The sequence below is a fragment of the Chloroflexota bacterium genome (assembly GCA_034717495.1).
Classification (GTDB): domain Bacteria; phylum Chloroflexota; class Anaerolineae; order JAAEKA01; family JAAEKA01; genus JAYELL01.
The window spans coordinates 46317-69732 of sequence record JAYELL010000091.1 but is presented as its reverse complement, the minus strand read 5'-3'; the positions used below and the strand labels follow the sequence as shown (position 1 = coordinate 69732).

17 protein-coding genes and 1 tRNA gene are annotated in these 23416 nt (G+C 56.8%); 17 read left to right on the top strand and 1 reads right to left on the bottom strand.

What is annotated here, in order from left to right:
* Positions 1-389: 389 nt before the first annotated feature.
* The 10 genes from U9R25_16370 to U9R25_16325 all read left to right on the top strand — a co-directional run bounded on the left by U9R25_16370 (position 390) and on the right by U9R25_16325 (position 12349).
* Entirely contained in the window at positions 390-3359 is a 2970-nt protein-coding gene (locus tag U9R25_16370; GenBank protein MEA3337475.1) for a helicase C-terminal domain-containing protein, read from the top strand.
* Between the two features lie 392 nt (positions 3360-3751).
* On the top strand, positions 3752-4309 hold the full coding sequence (gene efp, locus U9R25_16365) for an elongation factor P (GenBank protein MEA3337474.1): 558 nt from the start codon (positions 3752-3754) through the stop codon (positions 4307-4309).
* A 75-nt stretch (positions 4310-4384) separates the two neighbouring features.
* Positions 4385-4457 (top strand) — tRNA-Thr (locus tag U9R25_16360).
* Positions 4458-4541: 84 nt separating this feature from the next.
* Positions 4542-5930, top strand: coding sequence for a hypothetical protein (locus tag U9R25_16355; GenBank protein MEA3337473.1), 1389 nt, complete (start codon positions 4542-4544; stop codon positions 5928-5930).
* Entirely contained in the window at positions 5927-6565 is a 639-nt protein-coding gene (gene udk, locus U9R25_16350) for a uridine kinase (GenBank protein MEA3337472.1), read from the top strand. Before U9R25_16355 ends, udk begins: the two co-directional genes overlap by 4 nt.
* 23 nt (positions 6566-6588) lie before the next feature.
* The gene (locus U9R25_16345; GenBank protein MEA3337471.1) at positions 6589-7311 is read left to right on the top strand and encodes an acyltransferase; all 723 of its coding nucleotides are present in this window, start codon (positions 6589-6591) and stop codon (positions 7309-7311) included.
* A gap of 21 nt (positions 7312-7332) precedes the next feature.
* Positions 7333-8430 (top strand): DegT/DnrJ/EryC1/StrS family aminotransferase, encoded by a 1098-nt coding sequence (locus tag U9R25_16340; protein ID MEA3337470.1) that lies wholly within the window; start codon positions 7333-7335, stop codon positions 8428-8430.
* A gap of 34 nt (positions 8431-8464) precedes the next feature.
* Positions 8465-9565, top strand: a complete 1101-nt coding sequence (locus U9R25_16335) for a glycosyltransferase family 4 protein (protein MEA3337469.1) — start codon at positions 8465-8467, stop codon at positions 9563-9565.
* 51 nt (positions 9566-9616) lie between these two features.
* Entirely contained in the window at positions 9617-11074 is a 1458-nt protein-coding gene (locus U9R25_16330) for an oligosaccharide flippase family protein (protein MEA3337468.1), read from the top strand.
* Positions 11075-11215: 141 nt separating this feature from the next.
* Positions 11216-12349 carry a glycosyltransferase family 4 protein gene (locus U9R25_16325; protein ID MEA3337467.1) on the top strand — a complete coding sequence of 378 codons (1134 nt, stop codon included), beginning with the start codon at positions 11216-11218 and terminating at the stop codon, positions 12347-12349.
* Here the strand turns inward: U9R25_16325 and U9R25_16320 are convergent.
* Positions 12331-13344 (bottom strand): sulfotransferase, encoded by a 1014-nt coding sequence (locus U9R25_16320; protein ID MEA3337466.1) that lies wholly within the window; start codon positions 13342-13344, stop codon positions 12331-12333. The genes U9R25_16325 and U9R25_16320 overlap by 19 nt on opposite strands.
* Positions 13345-13391: 47 nt before the next feature.
* Here U9R25_16320 and U9R25_16315 point away from each other — a divergent pair, with 47 nt between their 5' ends.
* The 7 genes from U9R25_16315 to U9R25_16285 all read left to right on the top strand — a co-directional run bounded on the left by U9R25_16315 (position 13392) and on the right by U9R25_16285 (position 23400).
* Positions 13392-14348 (top strand): sulfotransferase, encoded by a 957-nt coding sequence (locus U9R25_16315; protein ID MEA3337465.1) that lies wholly within the window; start codon positions 13392-13394, stop codon positions 14346-14348.
* Between the two features lie 15 nt (positions 14349-14363).
* On the top strand, positions 14364-15326 hold the full coding sequence (locus tag U9R25_16310) for a sulfotransferase (protein ID MEA3337464.1): 963 nt from the start codon (positions 14364-14366) through the stop codon (positions 15324-15326).
* 24 nt (positions 15327-15350) lie between these two features.
* The gene (locus U9R25_16305) at positions 15351-16532 is read left to right on the top strand and encodes a TIGR03087 family PEP-CTERM/XrtA system glycosyltransferase (GenBank protein ID MEA3337463.1); all 1182 of its coding nucleotides are present in this window, start codon (positions 15351-15353) and stop codon (positions 16530-16532) included.
* Positions 16529-17557, top strand: coding sequence for a Gfo/Idh/MocA family oxidoreductase (locus U9R25_16300; protein MEA3337462.1), 1029 nt, complete (start codon positions 16529-16531; stop codon positions 17555-17557). Before U9R25_16305 ends, U9R25_16300 begins: the two co-directional genes overlap by 4 nt.
* An 86-nt stretch (positions 17558-17643) precedes the next feature.
* Positions 17644-20976, top strand: coding sequence for a tetratricopeptide repeat protein (locus U9R25_16295; protein MEA3337461.1), 3333 nt, complete (start codon positions 17644-17646; stop codon positions 20974-20976).
* Complete coding sequence (locus tag U9R25_16290) at positions 20976-21986, top strand: MraY family glycosyltransferase (protein MEA3337460.1); 1011 nt, start codon at positions 20976-20978, stop codon at positions 21984-21986. Before U9R25_16295 ends, U9R25_16290 begins: the two co-directional genes overlap by 1 nt.
* 49 nt (positions 21987-22035) lie before the next feature.
* Positions 22036-23400, top strand: a complete 1365-nt coding sequence (locus U9R25_16285; protein MEA3337459.1) for a nucleotide sugar dehydrogenase — start codon at positions 22036-22038, stop codon at positions 23398-23400.
* The last annotated feature ends 16 nt before the right edge of the window (positions 23401-23416 follow it).

The window sequence follows — 23416 nt, the reverse complement described above, 5'->3', positions numbered from 1 at the left end:
GTCAACCCTTTTTTAATTTTTTCTGGTCGAATTCTTCACTGCGTTGCACGCTAAAGGCAATGAGGGTATACTGTTTTTGACAGATTCGCCGACCGGAACCGGAAGTGAAGGGCAGGAGAAAATATAATTGACAACAATATCGTACAACCGGGCGGTCGCTTTGCTTTGACCAATGGCTGGATTGTTCTGCCCCGAAAAATCGTAAGGAACAAAGCGGTCGTTGTAGAAGAGGGAAAGATCGTTGGTATTGAAGAGATGGTGACACCTTAACCAACTGACCTGCTATCTGCTCACCTTGCAGCTCCAGGACCACAGGGCCAAAGGTTGGCTCTGACTTGTTGCGCCTACCATCCTTGTACCGCAGAAGCGCTTCAGGTATAATCGAACCCATGTCCTCAACCTATGTTGCCTTTGACCTGGAAACCACCGGGCTGGACCCTCGCCGTGATGCCATCATCGAGATTGGCATGGTGAAGTTTCGCGATTCCGAGATCGTCGACGAATGGTCGACGTTCGTCAATCCCGGACGGACCATTCCCTTTTTTGTTCAGCAACTCACCGGCATTTCCGATCAGGATGTAGCAGGAGCACCGCCGATCAATGCGCTGCTCGGCCAGGTCGTTGGCTTTGTTGGAGAGTCTACGCTGGTGGCTCACAGTATCGGCTTTGATCAATCATTTCTGCGTGAGGCCGGTCTCAGTTTCCCCAATGCCACGCTGGACACCTTTGAACTGGCAAGCGTGTTATTGCCCAGCCAAACCAGCTACAGCCTTGGCAACCTGACAAAACACTTCGGCATTGACCTGGCCCAGGCGCATCGCGCTCTGGATGATGCCCGCGCTACCGGATTGCTGCTCCAGGAGCTCGATCAGCACGCGGCTGTCCTGCCCCTGCCGACGCTGGTGGAAATCAACAGGCTGGCCTCCGAGAACCGCTGGAACCTGAGCGATTTTTTCGTCCGTGCCGAGACTCACGCCAGGAAACACGCCTCCCTCACTTCAATCGAAGAAAAAGCCCTGAAGGAAGGCAGCCTTGTACCCCTGCTCAGTGAGACTGCGCGCCAGTTGCCGGTCTTCCCTCCCGAATTGGAGCCCCTGGAGCAACCTGAGCCACTGGACGTTGACCTGTTGGCGGCTTTTCTGGAACCTGACGGGCCCCTGGCCCGCACTTTCCCGGCGTACGAACATCGGGCCCCTCAGGTTGACATGCTGCGAGCCGTCGCCGAGGCGTTCAACCACGGAGATCATCTGCTGATCGAAGCGGGAACCGGCACCGGGAAAAGCATGGCTTATTTGCTGCCTGCCATTGCCTGGGCCCTGCAAAACCGCCGCCGGGTGGTCGTGAGTACCAATACCATCAACCTGCAGGATCAACTCTACACCAAGGATATCCCTGATCTGGAAGCGGTGTTCCAGCAACTTCTAAACAGCGACGAACCTGGCGCAACGGGCGACAGTAGATTCCGTCAACTGGCTGAAAAGTCCAGAGGGCTGCGAGTCGAGCTGCTAAAAGGGCGCTCCAATTACCTTTGTCCCCGCCGGCTTGACAGCATGCGGACGCGCAATGACCTCTCTTCGGACGAATTACGGGTGTTGAGCAGGGTGCTGATCTGGCTCAGCCAGACAACGACCGGCGACAGGGCTGAGATTTTTCTGGGCAGCGGACGTGAGCGGGCGATCTGGTCCCGACTCGCCACCGAGAGTGGCACGTGCACGGCAGAACGCTGCGCGGGCAGCCAGGGAGGGCGCTGTTTCTTCTATCGCAATCGCCGCCGGGCCGATGGCGCCCACCTGTTGGTCGTCAACCACGCCTTGCTCCTGGCAGATATTGGCGTGGGCAACCGGGCCTTGCCCGAATACCGCCACCTGATCATCGACGAGGCCCATCATGTCGAGGATGCCACGACCAACCAATTGAGCTTTCAGGCAACGCAGGATTACCTTGAGCGGCTGCTGTCCGATATCGCACCCGAAGGGCGCCAACCGCGCAGTGGTCTGCTGGCCGACATCCGCCGGCGCATTGAGCGGGGCCTGCCGCCACAGATAAAAAATCGACTACTCGATCAGATCGCAGCTACCCAGACCAAAACACAACATGCTCGCCAAAAAATGCGGGACTTTCTCCTTGCCCTGGCTCAATTTCTGGAGGTCGATCAAGCCTCCGAAAGCCCATACAACCGGCAGTATCGCCTGGATAGCGGAATAAGAAGCCAGCCCGGATGGTCACAGGTGGAGATTGACTGGGATTTGGCAGGGACCCCACTGTATGAACTCCTGGAGTCAGTAGATCAGTTACGCAAGGGAATGGTTGAACTTGAGGAGGCTGGCGTCCCAGATCTGGATGATCTAAACGCCGACCTTTCCAGCATCGCAAGTCAACTGGCGGAAAACTACGAGCAACTGAACGCAGCCATCATCCGGCCCCAGGAAAACGGCATCTACTGGGTCTCTGTCGACCGCAGCACTCGCAAACTGTCGATCCATGCCGCACCCTTACATGTCGGTCCACTGGTGGAAACGCATCTGTTCCACCAGAAGGAAAACGTCATCATGACCTCGGCGACGTTGCGCACCGCGGGCAGTTACGATTACGTGCAAGACCGGCTACACGCTTACGAGGCAGAAACGAGCACGGTTGGATCCCCGTTTGACTACAAGGCATCAACACTGATTTTTATTCCGACGGACATGGCGGCGCCCAACAGCCGTGAATTCCAACCCCAGGTTGAAGTGGCTGTGCGAGCGGTTGCCAAAGCCCTGGAGGGACGCACGCTGGCTCTTTTCACTTCCTACAACCAGCTTCGTCGAACCGCCGGCGCCATCGGCCCCGGTCTCGCCGCCAACGGGATCACCCTTTACCAGCAGGGCAGTGGTGGAAGCCGGCGCCAACTGCTGGAAAATTTCCGCAATAACCAGAAGTCAGTCCTCCTTGGCACCCGAAGCTTCTGGGAGGGAGTGGATGTGGTAGGGTCTGCCCTGAGTGGCCTGCTCCTGGTTCGACTGCCTTTTGCTGTCCCGAGTGACCCCATCGTCTCTGCCCGGGCCGAGACCTTTGACGATCCCTTCTACCAGTACTCGGTTCCTGATGCCATTCTGCGTTTCAGGCAAGGTTTCGGCCGTCTGATTCGCAGTCGCCAGGATCGCGGCGTGTGCGTCATCCTCGACAACCGGGTCTTGACCAAGCGTTACGGCCAGTTGTTTCTGGAATCACTGCCCGACTGCAAGATCCAGCGAGCACCCCTGGCCTTGCTGCCCAAATCCGCTGCCGACTGGATCTCGGCCTCGGAATCCGTAAATAATCCACTGGAGACAAACGCAGGGTTCCCCCACGATCCAGTCGACGACCACACGTGGCTCTAGCCAGCAGCAATTCTCAACACGCAGAGGAGTCGAGGCTGTACGAAATCCCCACTTTGGGTTAGCCATGTTCTTCTTCCGCGCTTCCTAAACCTGGACAAGCCAGAGGAACGCTGATTTACGCAGACCTTCGGCGCAGATTCTCGCTGATCTTTTCTGATCTTGTTTGGATTGATCTGCGTCCATCTGCGGTTATCTGCGGTCATGTTTTTTTTCTTTTCACCGCAGACCTGTCTTGAACGGTGCCCCGAGCCTGTCGAGGGGCGGCCCTGTCGGGCAGCTCGAAAGGTACCAACAGAATTGCTGCCCGGCCAAAGCCCGATTTGACGTAGCCATTTGGCCCACGTATAATCTCTGATCAGACAGATAACAAAAAACAGGAGAAAGAGAAAACAATGATCGGTGTACAGGAACTTCGTAAGAATGTTACTTTCGAGTTGGATGGCCAGGTTTACCGCGTCCTGGATTACGAACATCGCAAGATGGCCCGCGGTGGTGCAACTATCCGTATCAAAGCACGCAATCTGCATACGGGCAGTATCATCGAGCGCACCTTCAATTCGGGCAACAAGGTCCAGGATATTCGACTTGACCATGCGACGGTCCAGTATCTCTTCAACGATGGTGAACTTTACACCTTCATGGACCTCGACACGTATGAGCAACCCGTCCTGTCGGCGAAGGTTCTTGGCGATGCAAAAAACTACATGACGGATAGCTTAACTCTGGAGATCATCAGCTATCAGGGTGAACCGCTTGACATCGAACTTCCCACGACGGTTGATCTGGAAGTCACCTTCGCTGAACCTGGTTACGCCGGTGACACAGCCACAGGGGCCAGAAAATCCTGTACCGTTGAAACCGGACTGAAGGTAGATGTGCCTCTTTTCGTTGAGACGGGTGACGCCATTCGTGTCGACACGCGCTCGGGCACGTATGTCACCCGGGTATGACCAGCTAAAGGCATCCATTTGGCGAACGGACAGCAGTTAGTTATAATACGCTCTGCCGGGTGTTCCCGGCCTTTTGCCACCCTAGCTCAGCCGGTAGAGCAGCGCATTCGTAATGCGCAGGTCGTCGGTTCGAATCCGACGGGTGGCTCCTGACGTATCTGCCGTCGCCTCGCCGGAAAGAGGCTGACACCCTTTCTTGGAGCCCCAACATCGGTTGGGGTTTTTTGTTGCCATGACCAACCACGGTTCCGTGCAGTCACCCAAGCCCAACCTCATCGACCGGCTTTACCGGCTGTTTGTCAGTGATCAATTGCTGGCATTGGTGCTGGGCCTTCTGGCCTTGACTCTGCTCGCTATCCTGCTTCTACCCCAATTACCCCGGGGAACTTCCAAAGCAGATGCCACCGCCCGTTGGATGGCAGACACATCTGCCCGCTTTGGCAGCATCGGCCCCATGTTTCGCGATAGCGGGCTTTTCGACTTGAGACAGAGTCCCTGGCTATGGATTCTCGCGGCGCTTCTGGCTTTCATCCTACTATTGAGATTTGGACAAGCCATGTCTGAAGCGATCGAACGATTCGGCGGGCAGGATCCCACCGCAACAGCGTCTGAAGCACGGGAATGGTCATTGCAGGCAGGTTTCATGCCGGCCGGCGATCTGGACACCACTGTCGCCGAATTGGAGGAGGATCTTCAGAACGAGGGATGGCAGGTTCGCTCTGTTTTGGCAACCGATGTGGCTGATCTTGGTGCCGAGCGTAATCGTTGGGGCCTCTTTGCATCCCCCCTTATTTACCTCGGTCTTTTTGCCATATTGGCCAGCCTGTGGCTGAATCAAGTACTCGGTTGGCAAGAACCCAACCTGGTTCTCGTGCCAGGCCAATGGACACGGTTGGTCTCGCGGAGCGATCTGCAGGTTAGCCTTGAAATGCCCGATCAGAATGGCCCGGCAGTTCTTGTCCGGGAAAAGGACGCTGCTCCAGCTAGCCAACCGATTACCGATCGTGGCGTTGCCCATGTTGCGGGATTGACCATCAAACGCGCCGGGGAAGGCCAGGCTTTAACCGTAGCAGCCCAGACTGCAGAGGGTTCACCCCTTCAACTGCAGCCTCTTGAACAGCAATCCACCTATCAGAGCAGCCTGCGTCTGGTATTCGAGCAACCGCGTGCCGAACGGGTATTCCTGGTACCAGCGCGCCAATTGGCCTTCAGCATCGTGGCGTTTCCTGCACTGCCAGAAAGAGGATTTGCCGGACCCACATTCCTTGTACAGGCCTTCGAGGTCGGACAGCCGGAACCGATCTATAATCAATTCGTGGATAGCAACACGCAAATCACGATTGGCGACGATGTCTATCATCTTCGTACAGGCCGGTTCATGACCGTGGGAGTCAGTAGCGATCCGGGCTTTCCTCTCATGGCAGGTAGCTGCCTGCTCGTGCTGGCAGGCCTGCTACTGAGCCTGTGGCGGCCGGCGGGAAGACTTCACATGCATATTCAGACCCAACGGGCAGGCAGCCAGCGGGTGGATGCAGGATTGGATCCATCTCGTTCCTGGCGCCAGGCCGCCCGTTGGTTTGCAGCCTGGGCCGCGACCTATGGCGGAGGTCTTACATCATGACCGACAAGATCAAACCTATCATCATCGGTGTTGCCGGAGGCACGGGTTCCGGCAAAACAACCGTGGCGCACGCGATCCTGGAAAAGGTAGGATGGAATCGAATCGCCTTCATTCAACACGACTCCTATTACTACGATGCCTCCAACCTGCCGCAGGAGGAACGGGCCCTGTTGAACTTCGACCATCCCAACGCCCTGGAGACTCCCTTCCTGGTCGAGCATCTGAAACAACTGTGGGAGGGCCAAACTGTTCCCGTACCAGTCTACGACTTTCGTAGACATGTCCGTACCGACGAGACTCGTTTGGTTACGCCTGAACCGGTGATCATGGTCGAGGGAATCCTTATTTTCTCCGAACGCGAACTGCGCGACATGTTCGATGTGAAGATCTATGTTGATACCGACCCTGATATTCGCTTCATCCGGCGGCTAATACGTGATATCGAGGAAAGAGGACGCTCGCTGAACTCGGTGGTCGACCAGTACCAGAAGACCGTTCGACCCATGCACCTGGAATTTGTCGAACCGAGCAAACGATATGCCAATGTCATCATTCCCGAAGGTGGCCATAACCAGGTCGCGCTTGACATGGTTTCCTCCCGGATCCAGGCACTGCTGGAGGAGGCGGCAAGTTGACCACAACAGCGCACATCGACCCCATGGCCCAGATCGGAAAGGACTGTAGCGTGGGAGTTGGCGCGGTCATCGAAGCTGGCGCACAGCTTGGCAGGGGATGTGTCGTTGGGCATTATGCCGTAGTCCACGCGGGCACACAGGTTGGTCAGGGTTGCCACATTGGCGACCACGCCGTTCTTGGCCGTCCCCCCAGACCTGCCTCCACGAGCACCGTCGAGATACCGAAGTCATTGGCGCCGTTGAGAATCGACGGTGGCACAGGCATCGGTACAGGGGCTGTGATCTACAGAGGCACCACCATCGGACGACAGAGTCTCGTCGGAGATCTTGCCTTCGTGCGCGAACAATGTACCATCGGCGATTGTGTGATCGTTGGTACCCATGTCACCGTGGAGAACGAGGTGACCATCGGCAGTCGAACCAAAATCCAGTCGGGCGCCTATATTGCAGCCTGGTCCACCATCGAAGAGCACTGTTTCATCGCACCTTGCGTAGTCACGACCAATGACAACACCATGGGACGAACCGAGAAGCGCTTCAGCGAGCGCGGTGGCGCGGTCATTCGGCGGGGTGCACGGATCGGCGCAGGCGCCACATTGTTGCCCAACATCGAGGTGGGCAGTGAGGCTTTTGTAGCCGCCGGATCGATAGTCACGCGCTCGGTCCCGCCCCGGACACTCGTCATGGGCTCGCCGGCCCGCATCGTTCGGGATGTGCCGGATGCCGAGTTGGTAGAAAATCAATGAGGCGCCTGGAGGTATCCATCTATGATCCCAGTTCTGGACCTGAAGACACAGTACGACTCGATCCGCGGGGAAATTGCAGAAGCCCTGCAGGGAGTCCTGGATAGTGGTTGGTTCGTCCTCGGCCCCGATGTGGCAGCCCTGGAACGGGAAGTCGCGGCCTATTGCAGCTGTGCCCATGGTGTCGGCCTGGCATCGGGCACCGATGCTTTGCGACTCTCATTGGCTGCGCTTGACATTGGACCTGGGGACGAGGTCATTACGACCCCGTTCACCTTCGTGGCAACGGCCAACACCATCACCCGTAGCGGAGCAACGCCGGTGTTCGTCGATATCGAACCGGACACCTTCAATATCGATCCCCAGCAGATCGAAGCAGCCATCACCCCCCGCACCCGGGCCATCATTCCCGTGCATCTCTACGGCCAACCCGCGGACATGGATGCCATCCTGGCGACCGCGCAGGCATTTGACCTTGCCGTGATCGAGGATGCCGCCCAGGCGATCGGTGCTGAAGACAAGGGCCGTCGAGCCGGCAGCATGGGTTCCATAGGTTGTCTCAGTTTTTATCCCACAAAAAACCTGGGCGCCTTCGGAGATGCAGGCATGGTTGTTACCAACGATGCCTGCCTGGCTGAAAGAATCGACATCCTGCGCAGACAAGGAGGAAAGACACGCTATTTCCATGAAGTGATCGGATTCAACAGCCGGCTGGACACCATACAGGCAGCCGTGTTACGGGTCAAGCTCCCTTACCTCGATCAATGGCAGGCGGCGCGGCGGCGGGTTGCAGATCGCTATGATGAGCTATTGGCAGACTTGCCTGTCACGACGCCCTATGTGCGCCCTGATGTCCACCATGTTTACCACCAGTATACGATTCGGGCTCCCCATAGAGATGAACTGGCTGCATTCCTGAAGGCGCGGGGAATCGGCAACATGGTTTATTACCCTCTCCCCCTGCACCGGCAAGAGATGTATGCTGATATGGGCCTGGCAGAGGGCACATTTCCCGTGGCAGAACAGGCCGGCAGTGAAGTGCTGTCGTTGCCTATCTTTCCCGAGTTGTCGGAAGCCCAACAGCACCAGATTGCCGCAGCAATCAGTGAATTCTACGAATGATTCGCGAAACCTGCAGAGAGGTCGTAGTCGCAGCATGAGGCTGCAGGACTGCCGCGTCTGCATGGTGGGGCCCCACTATCCCAGGCCCGGTGGCGTCACTACCCAGGTGGAGCTTCTCAGCGAGTACCTGCGCAACGATGGCGTTGACGTGCATTCAGTGGACACCAACGTGCAAAGCCTGCGCCGCTGGGGGGGAGTGGGGCGTGCCCTGTTGCCCTTTGCCCAGTCCGTGATTGTACCGGGCAGGCTGTGGCGTGCAGCACAGGGGGGCGATCTGGTCCACGTGCACCTCTCCTCCTACTGGGGTTTTTATCTGCCAATCAGCGCCTCGCTGCTGGTCGGCCGCTTGAAGGGTCTGCCTGTAGTCGCTACCTATCATGGCGGCAAGGCCGCCCAGTTCGTTCAGCGTCACAAAGCGATCGCGCGCGCGCCTCTGGCGCGCATCGACGCATTGATTGCGCTATCCCGGTACACGGCGCCGGTATTCGAAGCGCTCGGCATTCACCCTGTAATCATTCCGAACCTGGTACGCGAAGAAGAGTTTTCAGCAAAACCAGCCGAGTGTTTTGCTCGCGACAGGTGGCGGGGGCAGCGTTTATTGTGGATCAAACAGTTCAACCAGGTCGGCAACCCCCAACAGATGGTGCGAGCTTTTGCCAGGATCAAACAAAGACTTCCGGACGCAATGCTCACCATGATTGGTGAAGGAGAATTGAGATCCGAAACCGAAGCGCTCAGCCGCAGCCTTAGCCTTCCAGTGACCTTCACAGGTCGCGTGCCCTTTGCGGAAATCAAGACACACTATGAGAATGCAGACATCTTCATCAGCACCAGTACAGTGGACAATCAACCTTCGACTTTTTTGGAGGCCTCGTCAAGTGGTTTGCCCATCGTGGCGACAGCCGTTGGAGGCGTTCCCTTTACCGTTGAGAACAACGTCAACGCCCTCCTGGTTGAACCTGGCGATGAGCAGGCCCTGGCAGATGCTGTAGTTCGCATCGCAAACGATCCCCGGTTGGCCTATCGTCTGAGCCGGGCGGCCGTCCAGAACGCAGAAACCTTCTCCTGGCCCAGTATCCGCGATAAGATCACCGATCTCTATCTGAGCGTCATGGAAAAACCTATCCAGGGCTGAGCCATCACCCGGCCCGACTGGAAATCAGTTCATTTTACCGTCGACCGACCCATGAGTGAAAGCCTCTCCAAGCGCAGCATCACGTCAGCATCGTGGAACATCGGCGCCAGCATCATTACCGTGGCGGTGCTGTTTGTCCGCTCCATCTTGCTGGCAAGGATGCTGCCCGTAGATACCTTTGGTGTCTATGCGGGTGCCAGCGCGATTGTGGGGCTCACGGTAATATTGCCCAATTTCGGAATGGGCGGGGCATTTCTACACCGGGCGCCCGAGACTGAAAACGAAGACCGGGCTGCCGCAGTTCATTTTTCGCTCAAGCTTGTCTTTTTGCTGGTTTGGGCTGTTCTTCTGGGCGCGGCTGCCTGGGTCTTTGCAGAAAACCCGTTGCGCACGGCGATTCTGGTTCTGCTGATCGCCACTTTTGGTATGCAGCTTGCCGAAACTCCCCGGCTGATCCTGACCCGGCGGGTGGTTCATCGACGGCTGGCGCTGCTTCAAGTGCTGCGAGCGCTGGCGACCACAATGGTTGCGATCGCACTGGCATTTCGAGGAGCTGATCTTTGGGCGTTGCTCGCCACCGACCTGACAGCCATGCTCTTGACTCTGCTCGTGCTCTATGTCTGGCGGCCAGTCTGGCGGCCTCACCTGGCCTGGTTTTCGGGAGTTGTGGACTACTATCTGCGCTTTGGCAGCCGCAATTTTGTAGCGGTCGCGCTCATGAAAGCCCTGGACAAGATCGATGACCTTTGGACAGGATTCTATCTGGGCGCCACAGCCCTGGGATTCTACTCCAGGGCGTACACCTTTGCCATCTATCCCCGTCGCTTCCTGGCAATGCCCATCAACCTGGTTGCCGGCGGCACCTATGCTGAACTGAAAAACGATCGTCACCGCCTCTCCCAGGCGTTTTTTCGCACCAATGCGTTCCTGGTCCGCACTGGATTCTTGCTTGCCGGGCTCCTGTTGCTGGTCGCACCCGAGTTTATTCTTCTGTTGCTGGGAGAGAAGTGGCTCCCCATGCTCGATGCATTTCGTCTGATGTTGGTATTCACGCTGCTTGATCCCATCAAGACCACCGTCGGAGACGTTTTCATTGCGGTTGGGCGTCCAGAAGTCCTGGTAAGAGCAAGAACGGCTCAACTGGTGATCCTGCTGATCGGTCTCTTCACCCTGGGAGCTACTTTCGGCATTTCCGGAGTTGCACTGGCAGTCGATGCCATGTTGATCGCAGGCATGGCGATCCTGTTCTGGCAGGCGCGAAGCCACGTTGACTTTTCCCTGCGGCGCATGTTCGCCATTCCGAGCCTGGCCCTGGTCCTGGGCATTGCAGCAACCTTCGCCGTGCTCAGTGGATTGGGGATCGATAATGCAAACTGGTACACAGCGATCCTGAAAACGACTGCTTTCAGCACCACGTATCTGGGCATATTGCTCCTCCTGGAGCGGGCACAGGTGCTCGAAATGCTGGCCATGCTTAGACAATTGTGGCCTGGCAGATCGACAGGCTGAGTACTGTAAGGGCGAGGCACCGATGCAACTGCTGAAGAGAAACCACAAAGTGAACAACAGAGTGGCGCCCTTTCCGTTGACCGGAACTAAGAATCGAATCAAGCTAAGGAGAACTGCGGTTGCCCTGGAGGTGGCCGGGTGATGCCCAGCGTTTGTATCCTTTCCAGCGTCCACATTGCTCTGGACAATCGCGTCTTCTTCCGGGAGGCTCTCAGTTTGCGACGAGCCGGTTATGAAGTAACGTTGATCGCAATTCATGATCGCGATGAGGTCAAAGATGGTGTGCGCATCGTTGCGCTGCCCAGAATCCCACGCTGGCAACGGCCGAGGCTCTGGGTTTCACTACTCCAACGTGCCTGGGAAACTCAGGCAGACATCTACCATTTCCATGATCCGGAGCTTACACTGGTTACCCCCTGGCTTCGCCTGCGCACGGGCAAGCCTACGGTCTACGACGTCCACGAAGTCAACGCCGATTTCATCCGCGTCAAGGACTACATGCCGGGCTGGCTGCGCCAACCGATTGCCTGGGCCTTCGGCTGGTTGGAACCTCTCCTGGCGCGGCTTCAAAGCGGGCTTATTTTCGCCGACGACCAGATCGCCCTTCCCTTCAGAAACGTCGACCGCCCAAAGATCACCCTATTCAACTTTCCATCCATGAAATTCGTCGAGGATGCCGCTGCTGCGACCGCGACAAGCGCACGTAAAGACCCCGTCGTGCTTTACCTGGGAGGCCTGGAGCGCAATCGGGGCTCCCGCCTGATGATGGAAGCTTTCCACCAGGTTTCCCGGCAGATGCCCGAGGCAAAGCTGCTGCTGGTGGGCCACTTCATGCCACCCGATTTGCAGGAGGAATTGCTCCGGGATGCTCGCCAGCGAGGAATCGAGGCCGCGGTAACGGTCACCGGCCGGGTGCCCTTTGAGCAGATTGGCGACTACCTGCAGCAGGCTGCTGTCGGCTGGGTCACCTGGCAACCTGTGCCCAAAAACGAAAAGAACATCCCAACCAAGTTGTTCGAGTACATGGCATATGGCGTGCCGGTGGTCAGCAGCGACTTGCCCTCAACGAGACAATTCGTCCACGACGGAAAAAACGGTTATCTGGTGACCGCTGATGACCCCACCGCGCATGCCCAGGCGATTCTGCGCATCCTGCGGGACCCCCAGGCAGGGCTGGTCATGGGGCGCCAGGGGCAGAGTCTTGTTCAAACACACTACAACTGGGAAAAGATGGAAAGCAGGCTACTGGCCTTTTATCAGAACTTGCTATCGTAGCCAAGCTGGTGCATCATAGGCGCGATCAGCGGTCGGACCCGTTCAATCGCATCCCGGTTCTGCCGGCGCCATTTGTCCTGAGCGGGCGAGGAAACCACATTGATCTGCGGTAAATCGCTGGAGAAACGAGCCAGGTCCCGTTCGTAATCGATGTGGAGAAACTGCGCAATCTGTCGCAAAACCGGCCCGGGATTGCCGATCAGATCCTCGTAACGAATGGTCAGATAGGGTACGGCGGCGCCGGTCTGGCTCCGATGCTCCAACACGGCCTCGTTGCAGCGAACCCACTGCCAGGCGCAGATCTCTTCCAGAGGACTGCTGGTCAGTTCCTGCCAGCCAGGAATCAAGGTAAATGCCCAGCGAGGCCGGCTGTAGCCAGGAATCGACAGTTCAACCGGGACCTGGTAGCCCGGAAAAAGATGGGGCTGTTGCCAGCCCTCGATCAGTGAATTGATATTGCTTCGGCCGTCGCGCGTGAGATAGATGACGCTGGCATCAGGGAACAGCGCCAACAAAAAGGGTAAACGCAGGCAATTCTCCGGTGTCTTTTCCAGGAGACGAATGGCGGTACTCTGACGCCCCGTGATCGTAGTGCGCAACCGCGCCGCAGTCCGAACGGCGTTGAGGCCCTGTTGAGGCACCGCGCTGCTGACGCCAGAGCCGGCTTTTTTCGTCCGGCCCCGCCCTTTCACCCACCGCCATGCCGGGTTGCCCCGCAGGCCGCTGCGTACACGGTTGATCTGGCTCCAGAAAGAACCCGGTGCAGCATATCGCTCAAAAGCGTCCAGCATCTGTATCCGGGACACATCGGTCAAATCGCTGGCAACCAGAACGCCTGATTGCCAATCCTTCTGGTCGGGATGATGATGCTGTTCGATGATTGCCTTGCTCTCATAGCCGAGCGACCAGAGGGACGATATCTCCGACAACATGCTGTAGAGAAGAGTCGTGCCAGACCGCGGACAGCCAAGGATGAGCACCGGTGAGTGGATCATAGCCGGATACTACCAGACTGAATCTGAAGCGTCAAACCCAGCGCACAATGCCAAGCAATCGTCCGATTTTTATCATAGGTGTACATCGCTCAGGAACAACCCTGCTGCGATTCATGCTCAGCAGCCATCCGCGCATCTACATTCCGCCTGAATCTGATTTCATTCCACGTTTTTTTCTGGGTAATCCGACGGGAAATCTGAGCGAAAAGCAGGTAGCGGAAATGTTGGATATCATCTTCGGGCGCTATCGCTTTGCCAAGGAGTGGCAGGGCGCGCCTCCCGATCCCCAGGAGATCTGGAGATCCATGTCGCCCAAGAAACCAGCGGCGTTTCTGGACAGCCTGTACAGCCTTTATGCGCAGCAGTACAGCGCGCAACGTTGGGGAGACAAGACGCCCATCTACAGCAGCTATGTGCCTCTTCTGAACCAGTTATTTCCCGCCGCGCAGTTCATTCACCTCATCCGGGATGGGCGGGATGCTGCGCTATCGATGCTGGACAAGTGGGGAAACAAGGAATATCACATAGACATCTACTTCGCAGCCCGTAATTGGGTCCGGCGTATCGGTGAAGCCCAGGAAGCTGGCCACCGGATTGGCAATGAGCACTTCCACGAACTTCGCTACGAGCAATTGGTGGCAGATCCTGACCAGGAACTACGAAAAATCTGCGGTTTCCTTGGCGAACAGTTTTATCCTGACATGTCGCGGCCCCAGTTGTTGGGCCAAAAACAGATCATTGCCGGGAGTTTCCACGATCCTGTGCGCCAGGCGCCTGGGACGCAGCGCATCGAGCGCTGGCGGGCGGAAATGGCACCAGAAGATCTCCGTCTTTTCCACCGCATTGCGGGCAGCGAGCTTGAACGGTTGGGCTACGCGATGACCGACCCTGGCACTATGTCAGCAAAAGAGCAAGCCCGCTTCGCTGCCCTGAAGATGAAGTATACAACCCTGCAAACTGGCCGACGCGGTCTACAGACGCTAGGCGTAATGCCACCAATATAGGACCTGATCAATCGCATGGCTCAGTTGATCGAACAGCCCATTTTCGTGGTCGGAAGCCCCCGTTCGGGCACAACCTTGCTCAGGTTCATCCTCAGCAGCCACCCGCGGATAGTCATCCCCGACGAAACGGGCTTCATTCCCTTCCTGGGAAAAGATGCTGATGAAATCCTCACGGAAGCCGAAGCGCAGGGCGTTTTGCACAGGATCGGAGATCTAAACCGCGCCTGGCGAGATCTGGTCGTGGACACTTCAGCGTTTTATGCCGGATTAGCAGAACCGCGACTGACATTCCTGCTCGATGCCCTCTACCGGCTAAAGGCTGAGCCCCATGGCGCTGCCAGATGGGGTGACAAGACACCCGGTTATGTCCGGTTCATTCCCGCGCTCAACAGGATTTTCCCAACGGCCCAGTTCATCCATGTGGTCCGTGACGGACGGGATGTTACCCTGTCCGCAAAAAATAAGTGGGGCGCAACGCGTGCCTATATGGACAGCTACTACCTGCTCAGGAATTGGGTCAGAAACGTTGAGACAGGACGGGCTGCAGGCCAGCTACTGGGTCCTGACCGCTATTTGGAGGTCCATTACGAATCCCTGGTTGAATCGCCGGGACCCGTCGCCCAAAAGCTCTGCCAGTTCCTCGGAGAAACATTCCATCCGGCCATGCTGGATCACACCCGGGAATCGAGGAAATCAACAGGCAAGACAACTCATGTTGAGGTCCTGCAACCCATTTCCTCTGCCAGTGTCCAGAGATGGCGAAACGAGATGGCGCCCTTCGACCAGAAGATGGCGGAGCAAGTCGCCGGGGAAACGCTGGAAGCCTTTGGTTACCCGGTCGCGCCACTGGACCCATTGACGGCCAGTGAACGAGCCAGATTGTCGGCGCTGGCCGGAAAGTATCTGGTGTCCGACACAACACAGCGTATGCTGTACAAAATGGGCATTTTGACCCTCAATCGTGGAAAACGCAGCTAGCCAGGAACGATGCGACTCCTCTTTTTGACTTCAAGGTTACCTTATCCGCCCGATCGGGGCGACCGTCTGCGGGCCTTCAACTTCATCAAACAGTTGTCCGGGCAGCATGAAATTGTACTGCTTTCATTCATCGCCGACGAAGAGGAACGCGACCACCAATCTGCTCTGGAGGCCTACTGTAAAGAAATCCAGGTCATTCCACTGAGCGCAAAGCTATCAACCCTCGGGGTAGCTGCGAACCTCTGGCGTTCCGAACCCTTGCAGGCCCTCTATTATAGATCAGCAGCCATGAAGGGACTCGTGAACGATACGCTCGCCAGCAACCCTTTCGACGCGGCTTACATCCATCTCTTCAGGATGGCACCCTATCTGGCCGACACACCCAATCTCTACCGCATTGTCGATCTTACCGATGCGATCTCCAGTGAAATCCTGCGGTCGTTGCCCTACCGAAGCGCGATATCTCGTTTCGTGTACAGGGTAGAGCGCCCCCGCATCCAACGCTATGAACGTTTCGTTGCCGATTCCTTTGAAGAGACCTGGTTGATATCCAACCACGACCGCCAGTTACTGGCAGCAGGTTGTCCAACAGCCAATATCCAGGTCATCCCCAACGGGGTCGATTTGAACCGGCTGCATCCCATTGATATTCCCCGGGAACCCAGCAGTCTGGTTTTCGTCGGGCACATGGGCGTCTTGCACAACGTGGATGCGGCTACTTATCTCGCAAACGAAATCCTGCCCGGCATCCAGGAACAGATTCCAGCAGCCAAGCTTACTATCGTGGGTGCCGATCCCGCGCCTCAGGTACAGGCGTTGGCAGCGAACCCATCGGTGACCGTAACCGGTTTTGTCGACGATCTCAACGGCTACCTGAACCGGTCTGCAGTCTTTGTCGCACCATTGCGCTTTGCTGCCGGGGTGCAGAACAAGGTTCTGGAGGCCATGGCCGCGGGCCGTCCGGTCGTGACCAGCAGCATGGTGAACGGTGGCCTGGAAGCCGAAGCCGGGCGGGATCTATTGGTGGCCGACGATATCGAAACTACCGTGGGACATATCGTCGGCCTTCTCAACGATCCTGTGGCCCGGCAAACGATGGGCCAGGCCGCGCGCCAGTTTGTTTCCCAGCATTTCAGTTGGCGCCATGTCCTCGATCGCATGGATGTGATTGAAGCAACCATCATGAACCAGGAGAAAACCCCTTGACGATACGATTTGGCCTGATTGGGTGTGGGCGAGTTGCTCCCAGACATGCTCAGTCGCTCAGCCAATTACCTGAAACGGAAATGAGGGCAGTTGCCGATATTCGACAGGACCGAGCCGAGCGGTTTGCTGCCGAATACAACACCGAATCCTTCGTTGACTACGCTCGCCTGCTGGATCGGTCGGACATCGACGCAGTCAGCATCTGTGTACCCAGCGGCCTGCATGCCCGGGTGGCACTGGATGCTCTCGAAGCAGGTAAACACGTTTTGGTGGAGAAACCGATCGCCCTCAATCTGGCGGATGCCGACCGCATGATCGCAACAGCGCGCGCTCACAACCGGATGTTGGGAGTGGTCTTGCAGAACCGCTACAACTCCCCAATGCAGCAGATTCGCCAGCTGATCGACCAGGACGCGCTGGGAGAGCTCTATCTGGGAAACGCCTGTGTCCGCTGGTACCGGCCTCAATCATACTACGAGGATGACTGGCACGGCACCTGGGCCATGGACGGGGGCGCGTTGATGAATCAGAGCATCCATCATATCGACGCGCTCCAGTGGTTCATGGGTCCCGTGCAATCGGTGCAGGCCTACACGGCCACTTTGGCACACGAGATGGAAGCGGAAGATGTAGGGGTAGCGGTGTTGAAGTTCGCCAGCGGCGCCCTTGGAACCGTCGAGGGCTCTACCCTGACATGGCCCAAAAACCTGGAAGGGTCTGTGGCCATCTTTGGCGGGAAAGGCTCAGTCAAGATCGGAGGAACTGCCCTTAACCGCATCACGCTCTGGAAAGTCGCTGGCCAGCTGGAGCAGGAGGCGGAGATACTGACCAGCCAGCGGGTCGACCCGCCAAGCGTATATGGTTACAGTCACAGGGAGGTAATCAGGGAGTTTGCCCATGCGTTGATTGCAGGACGTTCTCCCGGCACACCTGGAGAAGAAGCACGCAAGTCGCTGGAACTTGTCCTCGCAATCTACCAATCGGCTGGTACCGGAAAAGAGGTGTTCCTCAAGAGTGGGGGCTAGCGGGAGTACGCTATAGACCCAGAGGTTGAACATTCTCTCTGAACCTATGTTATAATGCCACCCATCGTTGCGCACGAACTACCGTCATGGATTCCAAACTTTCTCGCCTTTCTGAAGCGATCATCGAAGCCGGCTGGCTGGCGGCACTTATCATCGTGCCACTCTTTTTTAATGTCCATTCCAGCCGGGTCTTTGAGCCCGACAAAATCAGCCTCTTGCGATCCATTGCCCTCATCATGGCAATCGCCTGGATCGTCAAGCTGGTCGATGGCGGATTGCGAAAAAGTCCCGGGGAGGAGGGCAATGCGGACAATGAGCCCGAACCATCTCTTTGGCAGCGTATTCGCCAGACTCCTCTGGTCCTTCCTACCCTGATTCTGGTCGCGGTTTATCTGCTCAGCACCATCCTTTCCCTTGAACCGAGGATCAGCTGGGGAGGCTCATACCAAAGACTACAGGGCACCTATACGACCCTGTCCTACATCGTCATCTTCTTCCTGATGCTGGGACATCTACGCCAGCGGGAACAGTGGCATCGTATCATTTTCGCCATCATATTGACCAGCCTTCCAATTGCCATTTATGGGATCCTGCAAAGGGCAGGCTTGGATCCACTTCCCTGGGGTGGAAATGTCCAGCGGCGAATCGCCGCCAATATGGGCAATGCGATTTTTGTTGCGGCCTATCTATTGATGGCCTTTTTTTTGACGCTCCAGCGATTCCTGATCCACTTTGCCCGACTTATGAGCGACGAGGGATCAAAAAAAGGGTTTGCCGACGCAATCCTTGCAGGTAGCTATCTCTTCATTGTTGCCATTCAACTATTGGCCATCTTTTACTCCCAGAGCCGCGGCCCCTTCCTGGCACTTGGTGCGGGGCTGTTTGTCTTTGGCACGGTTGGCCTGCTGGGCCTTCGGGCATGGGCCGCCAGGAACCCGCGGCTGGGGAATAGCCTCCGTACTGTGGCTCAGTGGTTGTGGGTACCATGGATTGGAATCGCCGTCGCGGGAATCGCTTTTCTGGTCATTTTCAATCTACCCAATACGCCATTGGAAGGGCTGCGGGCAAACCCCTATATCGGCCGGTTGGGGACTGCTCTGGACTTTGAGGCGCGCACCGCCAAAGTACGCACCTTGATCTGGCAAGGCGCCACCGAGTTGATCCAGCCCCACGAACCCATTGAGTATCCAGCCACCGGAGGCCAGATCGATGTGACAACCATGACACCTGATCGGGTGAATGGCCTTCGCTCACTGGTGGGTTACGGACCAGAGTCCATGTGGATGGCCTTCAACCGCTTCTATCCACCCGATTTGGCCCACTATGAAGCGCGCAATGCCTCGCCTGATCGATCACACAATGAGACATTCGATGCCCTGGTCACGACTGGGCTGGTGGGATTCCTGGCCTACATGACCCTTTTCATGAGCGTCTTCTATTATTCGTTGAAATGGCTGGGCTTGATACGCAACAGATCCCAATTCTGGCTGTTTATCGCCATCTCGATCGCAGGTGCGGGGATCGGTGCCCTGGTACCCTACTTGACACAGGGGGACTGGATCCTGTCGGGGCTGACCCTGCCCATCGGCTTGATCGCCGGCATTGTGCTCTTCTATATCCCGCTGGCCGCTGTCTGGAATGAGATCAGAGATCAGCCAATGAAGCTGGGGCTTCGCGAGTTCCTGATTCTCACAGCTTTTACCACCATCATCGCCCACTTCACCGAAATCCACTTTGGAATCGCCATTGCCTCGACCCGTACTTACTTTTGGGTCTGGAGTGCGACTTTGGTGGTAGTAGGCATGAACTGGCTTCCCCTGGGTATTCCCGCGACGGCGACCAGCACGAAACCGGCCCTCTCAACCCCGGCGCCATCGGGCAAACCTGGTCGAAGCCGCAGCAGGCGTCGTCGCCGATCCACCCCGCAGACGGCGCTAACGCCGGCCAGGAGTTCCGGATCTCAGACAACTGGTGCCTGGGGCGAAGTGATCATCTACGCCGTCCTGGCGGGAATCATCCTCTTTACGCTGGCCTACGATTTTACGATAAGCCCCAATGTCGCCCACCTGCGCGAGACCAGTCCATTCGCCCTGTTCTGGCATTCCTTCACCAGCCGCGTGGTCGGTGAACAGCGGGTGACAAGCGCGGCCGCTCTCTGGATGGTGATCTTTACCTGGTTCGTCGGAATGGCGCTGGCCCTGTTCAGTATCGCACGAGACGCAACAGAGCGATTAACCGCCCGTTGGCTCGGCAAGGCTGCACTGATCTTCTCGGCAATCAGTATCGGGATATTTCTGGTCATGGGACTCATCCATGCCAGCAGGCTGGCCAGTGACGTTCTCAGACAACAGCCTGGCAGCGGCATTACGCTGAATGAATTGGTCAACAGAGTGTCCAGCCATATTTTCACCTTCTACCTGCTCATCTTCGTACTCATTCTCCTGCTGGGTGTGGTCATCTGGCGCAGGCGGCCCGGTTCCGGCCAATGGTTGGGGCAGGGTTCCTGGTTTGGCCCGATCGCGGGCGTTGGTCTGTCTGCGCTGGCCCTGTTTCTGATTGTTTCCGTCAACATCAACCTTGTCCGTGCAGATATTATCTACAAACAGGGCCAGGCTTACGATTCCGCCGGGCTATACGAAGAAGCCATTTTCCTATACGACAAAGCCATCCAACAGCAGCCGACGGAGGACTACTACTATCTCTTCCTCGGTCGAGCGCAGTTGGAGCGGGCACGGCAGGCAAGCGAGGCAGAACGAGAGAACTTTATTGGTGACGCGTACCAATCGTTGCTCAAGGCTCAGAACCTGAATCCCCTGAATACCGATCATACAGCCAACCTGGGACGCCTTTTCCTTGCATGGGCCCAGATGAGTTCAGCTGACAGGCGGCAGGAGTTGATCGAACGTTCGCTGAATTACTACCAGGTTGCTACCGATCTTAGTCCCAACGCCGCGCATCTGCACAATGAGTATGGTTCCGCCTATCAAGTAGCAGGTGATGACGACAAGGCATTGGAACAATATCTGGTTTCGCTGGAACTCGATCAGGAATATCCGGATACCTTCCAGCGCCTGGGGGATTTCTTCCGGCTGAAAAACGAGGAAGATCAGGCCATCCAGTACTACGAACAAGGCCTGGAGATCGATCCTGACAACGTCCATATCAACAGCAATCTGGGATTCCTCTACGCCCAACGGGGCAACCTGGCAAACGCTATTGAACGCAACGAGATGGTATTGCAGGCGCGCCCGAACGACCTGGCAAGCGCCCGCAACCTGGCAATTCTCTATCAACAGACCGGCGACCTGGAAAGGGCTCTGGATTTCGCGAAAGCAGCCTTGCAGCTCACCCAGGATGAAAATGACCGCGCCTCGTTGCTGGCGCTGATCCAGCAATTGGAGAAGAAACCGGGTAACTGATGCAACCTGCCACGATCTACGTATTAATCGCAGCCACCGCACTGGTGCTCGCCGTCGCCGCAACGCCCGTCGTCCGGTGGGTAGCCTGGCGCTTCGGCTTTGTCGACCAACCCAGTTTTCGTAAGGTCCACAGCGCGCCCATCCCGCGATTGGGTGGTGTGGCGATCTACCTGGGATTCATCATAGCTCTCCTTGTACTGCAGACTCGCTTTCGTATCAACGAGGCCATCGGCATTTTGATTGGCGCTACCCTGGTCTCGATTATTGGCGGAATCGATGACCGAAATCCGGTGAAGCCCTTTCAGAAGCTGGCTGTTCAGGCACTCGCTGCCGGCATCCTGATCTTTAGCGGCGTGCGAATCGGCATCTTTCAGCAGGAATGGTTGAACATCACGGTGACGATGCTATGGGTCCTTGGGATCACCAACGCTCTGAATTTCCTGGATAACATGGATGGTCTGTCGGCAGGGATTGCCACGATAGCAGCTGCCTTTTTCCTGATCCTGGCCTCCCTTAGTGATCAGTATCTGGTCGGTGCCATGTCCGCCGCGCTGCTGGGGGCATGCATCGGTTTCCTCATCTACAACTTCAATCCGGCAAGCATCTTTATGGGTGACAGTGGTTCCCTCTTTATCGGTTTTATACTGGCCGCCCTGGCGATTAAACTGCGATTTCCCGACAACACCCACTTCGTCACATGGATGGTACCGGTCCTGGTGCTGGCCCTTCCTATTTTTGATATGACCATGGTCATTATCTCCCGCCTGCGCCGCGGCAAGAACCCGCTGACAACACCGGGAAAGGACCACATCTCCCATCGCCTGGCCCGTCTAAGCGGTTCAAGACGGGAAGCGGTGCTGATCTGTTATCTGATTGCAGGTGCGTGTGGTATGGTGGCGATTTTCATTACCACCGCCAGTATTCCCCTGGGTTACGCCGTTGGCCTTGGCATGGCGGTACTGGGTATCATCGCCATTTGGTGGTTTGAAGAGAAGGTCGGTTACGACTGAGTTCCTGTGCCGGCACGAAGAGATTCCCTGAGTCACTAAACGAAACATCATGTCCCTTCAAGAGAAGATCGCGCACAAACAAGCGACTATTGCCATCATCGGCCTGGGATACGTCGGTCTTCCCCACGCGTCGGCATTCGGGGAAACCGGCTTCTCTGTGATTGGCATCGACATCGATTCGGATCGGGTGAACAGAATCAACCAGGGAATCAGCGATATTCCTGACGTGCTGTCGACGCAGATCGCCTCCCTGGTGAGACACGGCGCCCTGGAGGCAACGACCGACTACAGGCGTCTGGTGAACGCTGACATCATCCTGATCTGTGTGCCCACACCGTTTGACAACATGAAGACGCCAGACCTGAGTTACATCATCGCGGCAGCTGAAGGCATTCTGCCACATCTGCACAACGAAAGCATGGTGATCCTGCAAAGTACTACTTTCCCGGGAACCACCGAGGAGATTGTGCAACCGATCCTGGAACAGGGTGGACTTCAGGCAGGTCGGAACTTCCACCTGGTTTTTTCGCCCGAGCGCATTGATCCCGGAAACAAGGATTACAGCGCCCACAATATTCCCAAGGTCGTAGGTGGCTTGACGCCAGGCTGCACAGAGATGGCCTGCATGCTGTTTGCCCATCTTACGCCAGATATCCATCCCGTCTCGACTCCCCGGGCAGCAGAGATGACCAAGCTGTTGGAGAACATCTTTCGCAGCGTCAACATTGCCCTGGTGAACGAGCTGGCAATGCTCATGGAACGGATGCAGATCGATATCTGGGAAGTGATCGATGCCGCAAAAACCAAACCTTTTGGCTTCATGCCCTTCACACCAGGTCCCGGTGTTGGCGGGCATTGTATCCCGGTGGATCCCTATTATCTCTCCTGGAAAGCCCGCGAATTCGATTTTTACACCAAGTTCATCGAACTGGCCGCTGAAGTCAACGCCGATATGCCTGACCATGTTGTGCGAAGAATCTCTGATGGGCTGAATCTGTACGGCATTTCGATGCGAGACGCGAGGGTGCTGATTTTAGGCGTAGCATTCAAGGCAGATATTGACGATGCCCGGAACTCGCCGGCCCGGCGAGTCATCGAACTTCTGTTGAAAGCGGGCGCCCGGGTATCTTTCCACGATCCACATGTGCTCAAACTGAATGTGGGAGGAAACGCATTGCACCGACCAGGTGTCCTGCTGGAGTCGGAGGCCCTGCACCCGGCTCTCGATCGGGCCGATGCCGTGGCGATCCTCACCAACCACTCGTCCGTTGACTACGCTGAGGTGGTCGCTCGTTCTCGAATTCTGATCGACGCCGTTAATGCAACTGGTGACATTCCCGGAGCTGGAAAACGGGTCATCAAGGTGGGCGTCCCTCTTCCAGACCGTGGAGCCGAAACGATCCTGGAGAGTTGAGAGTAGGTGGTGTTGC

Bases quoted from the DNA above. Each gene is read 5' to 3' on its own strand.
- U9R25_16370 (MEA3337475.1), top strand. From the start codon at position 390: ATGTCCTCAACCTATGTTGCCTTTGACCTGGAAACCACCGGGCTGGAC.
- efp (MEA3337474.1), top strand. From the start codon at position 3,752: ATGATCGGTGTACAGGAACTTCGTAAGAATGTTACTTTCGAGTTGGAT.
- U9R25_16355 (MEA3337473.1), top strand. From the start codon at position 4,542: ATGACCAACCACGGTTCCGTGCAGTCACCCAAGCCCAACCTCATCGAC.
- udk (MEA3337472.1), top strand. From the start codon at position 5,927: ATGACCGACAAGATCAAACCTATCATCATCGGTGTTGCCGGAGGCACG.
- U9R25_16345 (MEA3337471.1), top strand. From the start codon at position 6,589: ATGGCCCAGATCGGAAAGGACTGTAGCGTGGGAGTTGGCGCGGTCATC.
- U9R25_16340 (MEA3337470.1), top strand. From the start codon at position 7,333: ATGATCCCAGTTCTGGACCTGAAGACACAGTACGACTCGATCCGCGGG.
- U9R25_16335 (MEA3337469.1), top strand. From the start codon at position 8,465: ATGAGGCTGCAGGACTGCCGCGTCTGCATGGTGGGGCCCCACTATCCC.
- U9R25_16330 (MEA3337468.1), top strand. From the start codon at position 9,617: ATGAGTGAAAGCCTCTCCAAGCGCAGCATCACGTCAGCATCGTGGAAC.
- U9R25_16325 (MEA3337467.1), top strand. From the start codon at position 11,216: ATGCCCAGCGTTTGTATCCTTTCCAGCGTCCACATTGCTCTGGACAAT.
- U9R25_16320 (MEA3337466.1), bottom strand. From the start codon at position 13,344: ATGATCCACTCACCGGTGCTCATCCTTGGCTGTCCGCGGTCTGGCACG.
- U9R25_16315 (MEA3337465.1), top strand. From the start codon at position 13,392: ATGCCAAGCAATCGTCCGATTTTTATCATAGGTGTACATCGCTCAGGA.
- U9R25_16310 (MEA3337464.1), top strand. From the start codon at position 14,364: ATGGCTCAGTTGATCGAACAGCCCATTTTCGTGGTCGGAAGCCCCCGT.
- U9R25_16295 (MEA3337461.1), top strand. From the start codon at position 17,644: ATGGATTCCAAACTTTCTCGCCTTTCTGAAGCGATCATCGAAGCCGGC.
- U9R25_16290 (MEA3337460.1), top strand. From the start codon at position 20,976: ATGCAACCTGCCACGATCTACGTATTAATCGCAGCCACCGCACTGGTG.
- U9R25_16285 (MEA3337459.1), top strand. From the start codon at position 22,036: ATGTCCCTTCAAGAGAAGATCGCGCACAAACAAGCGACTATTGCCATC.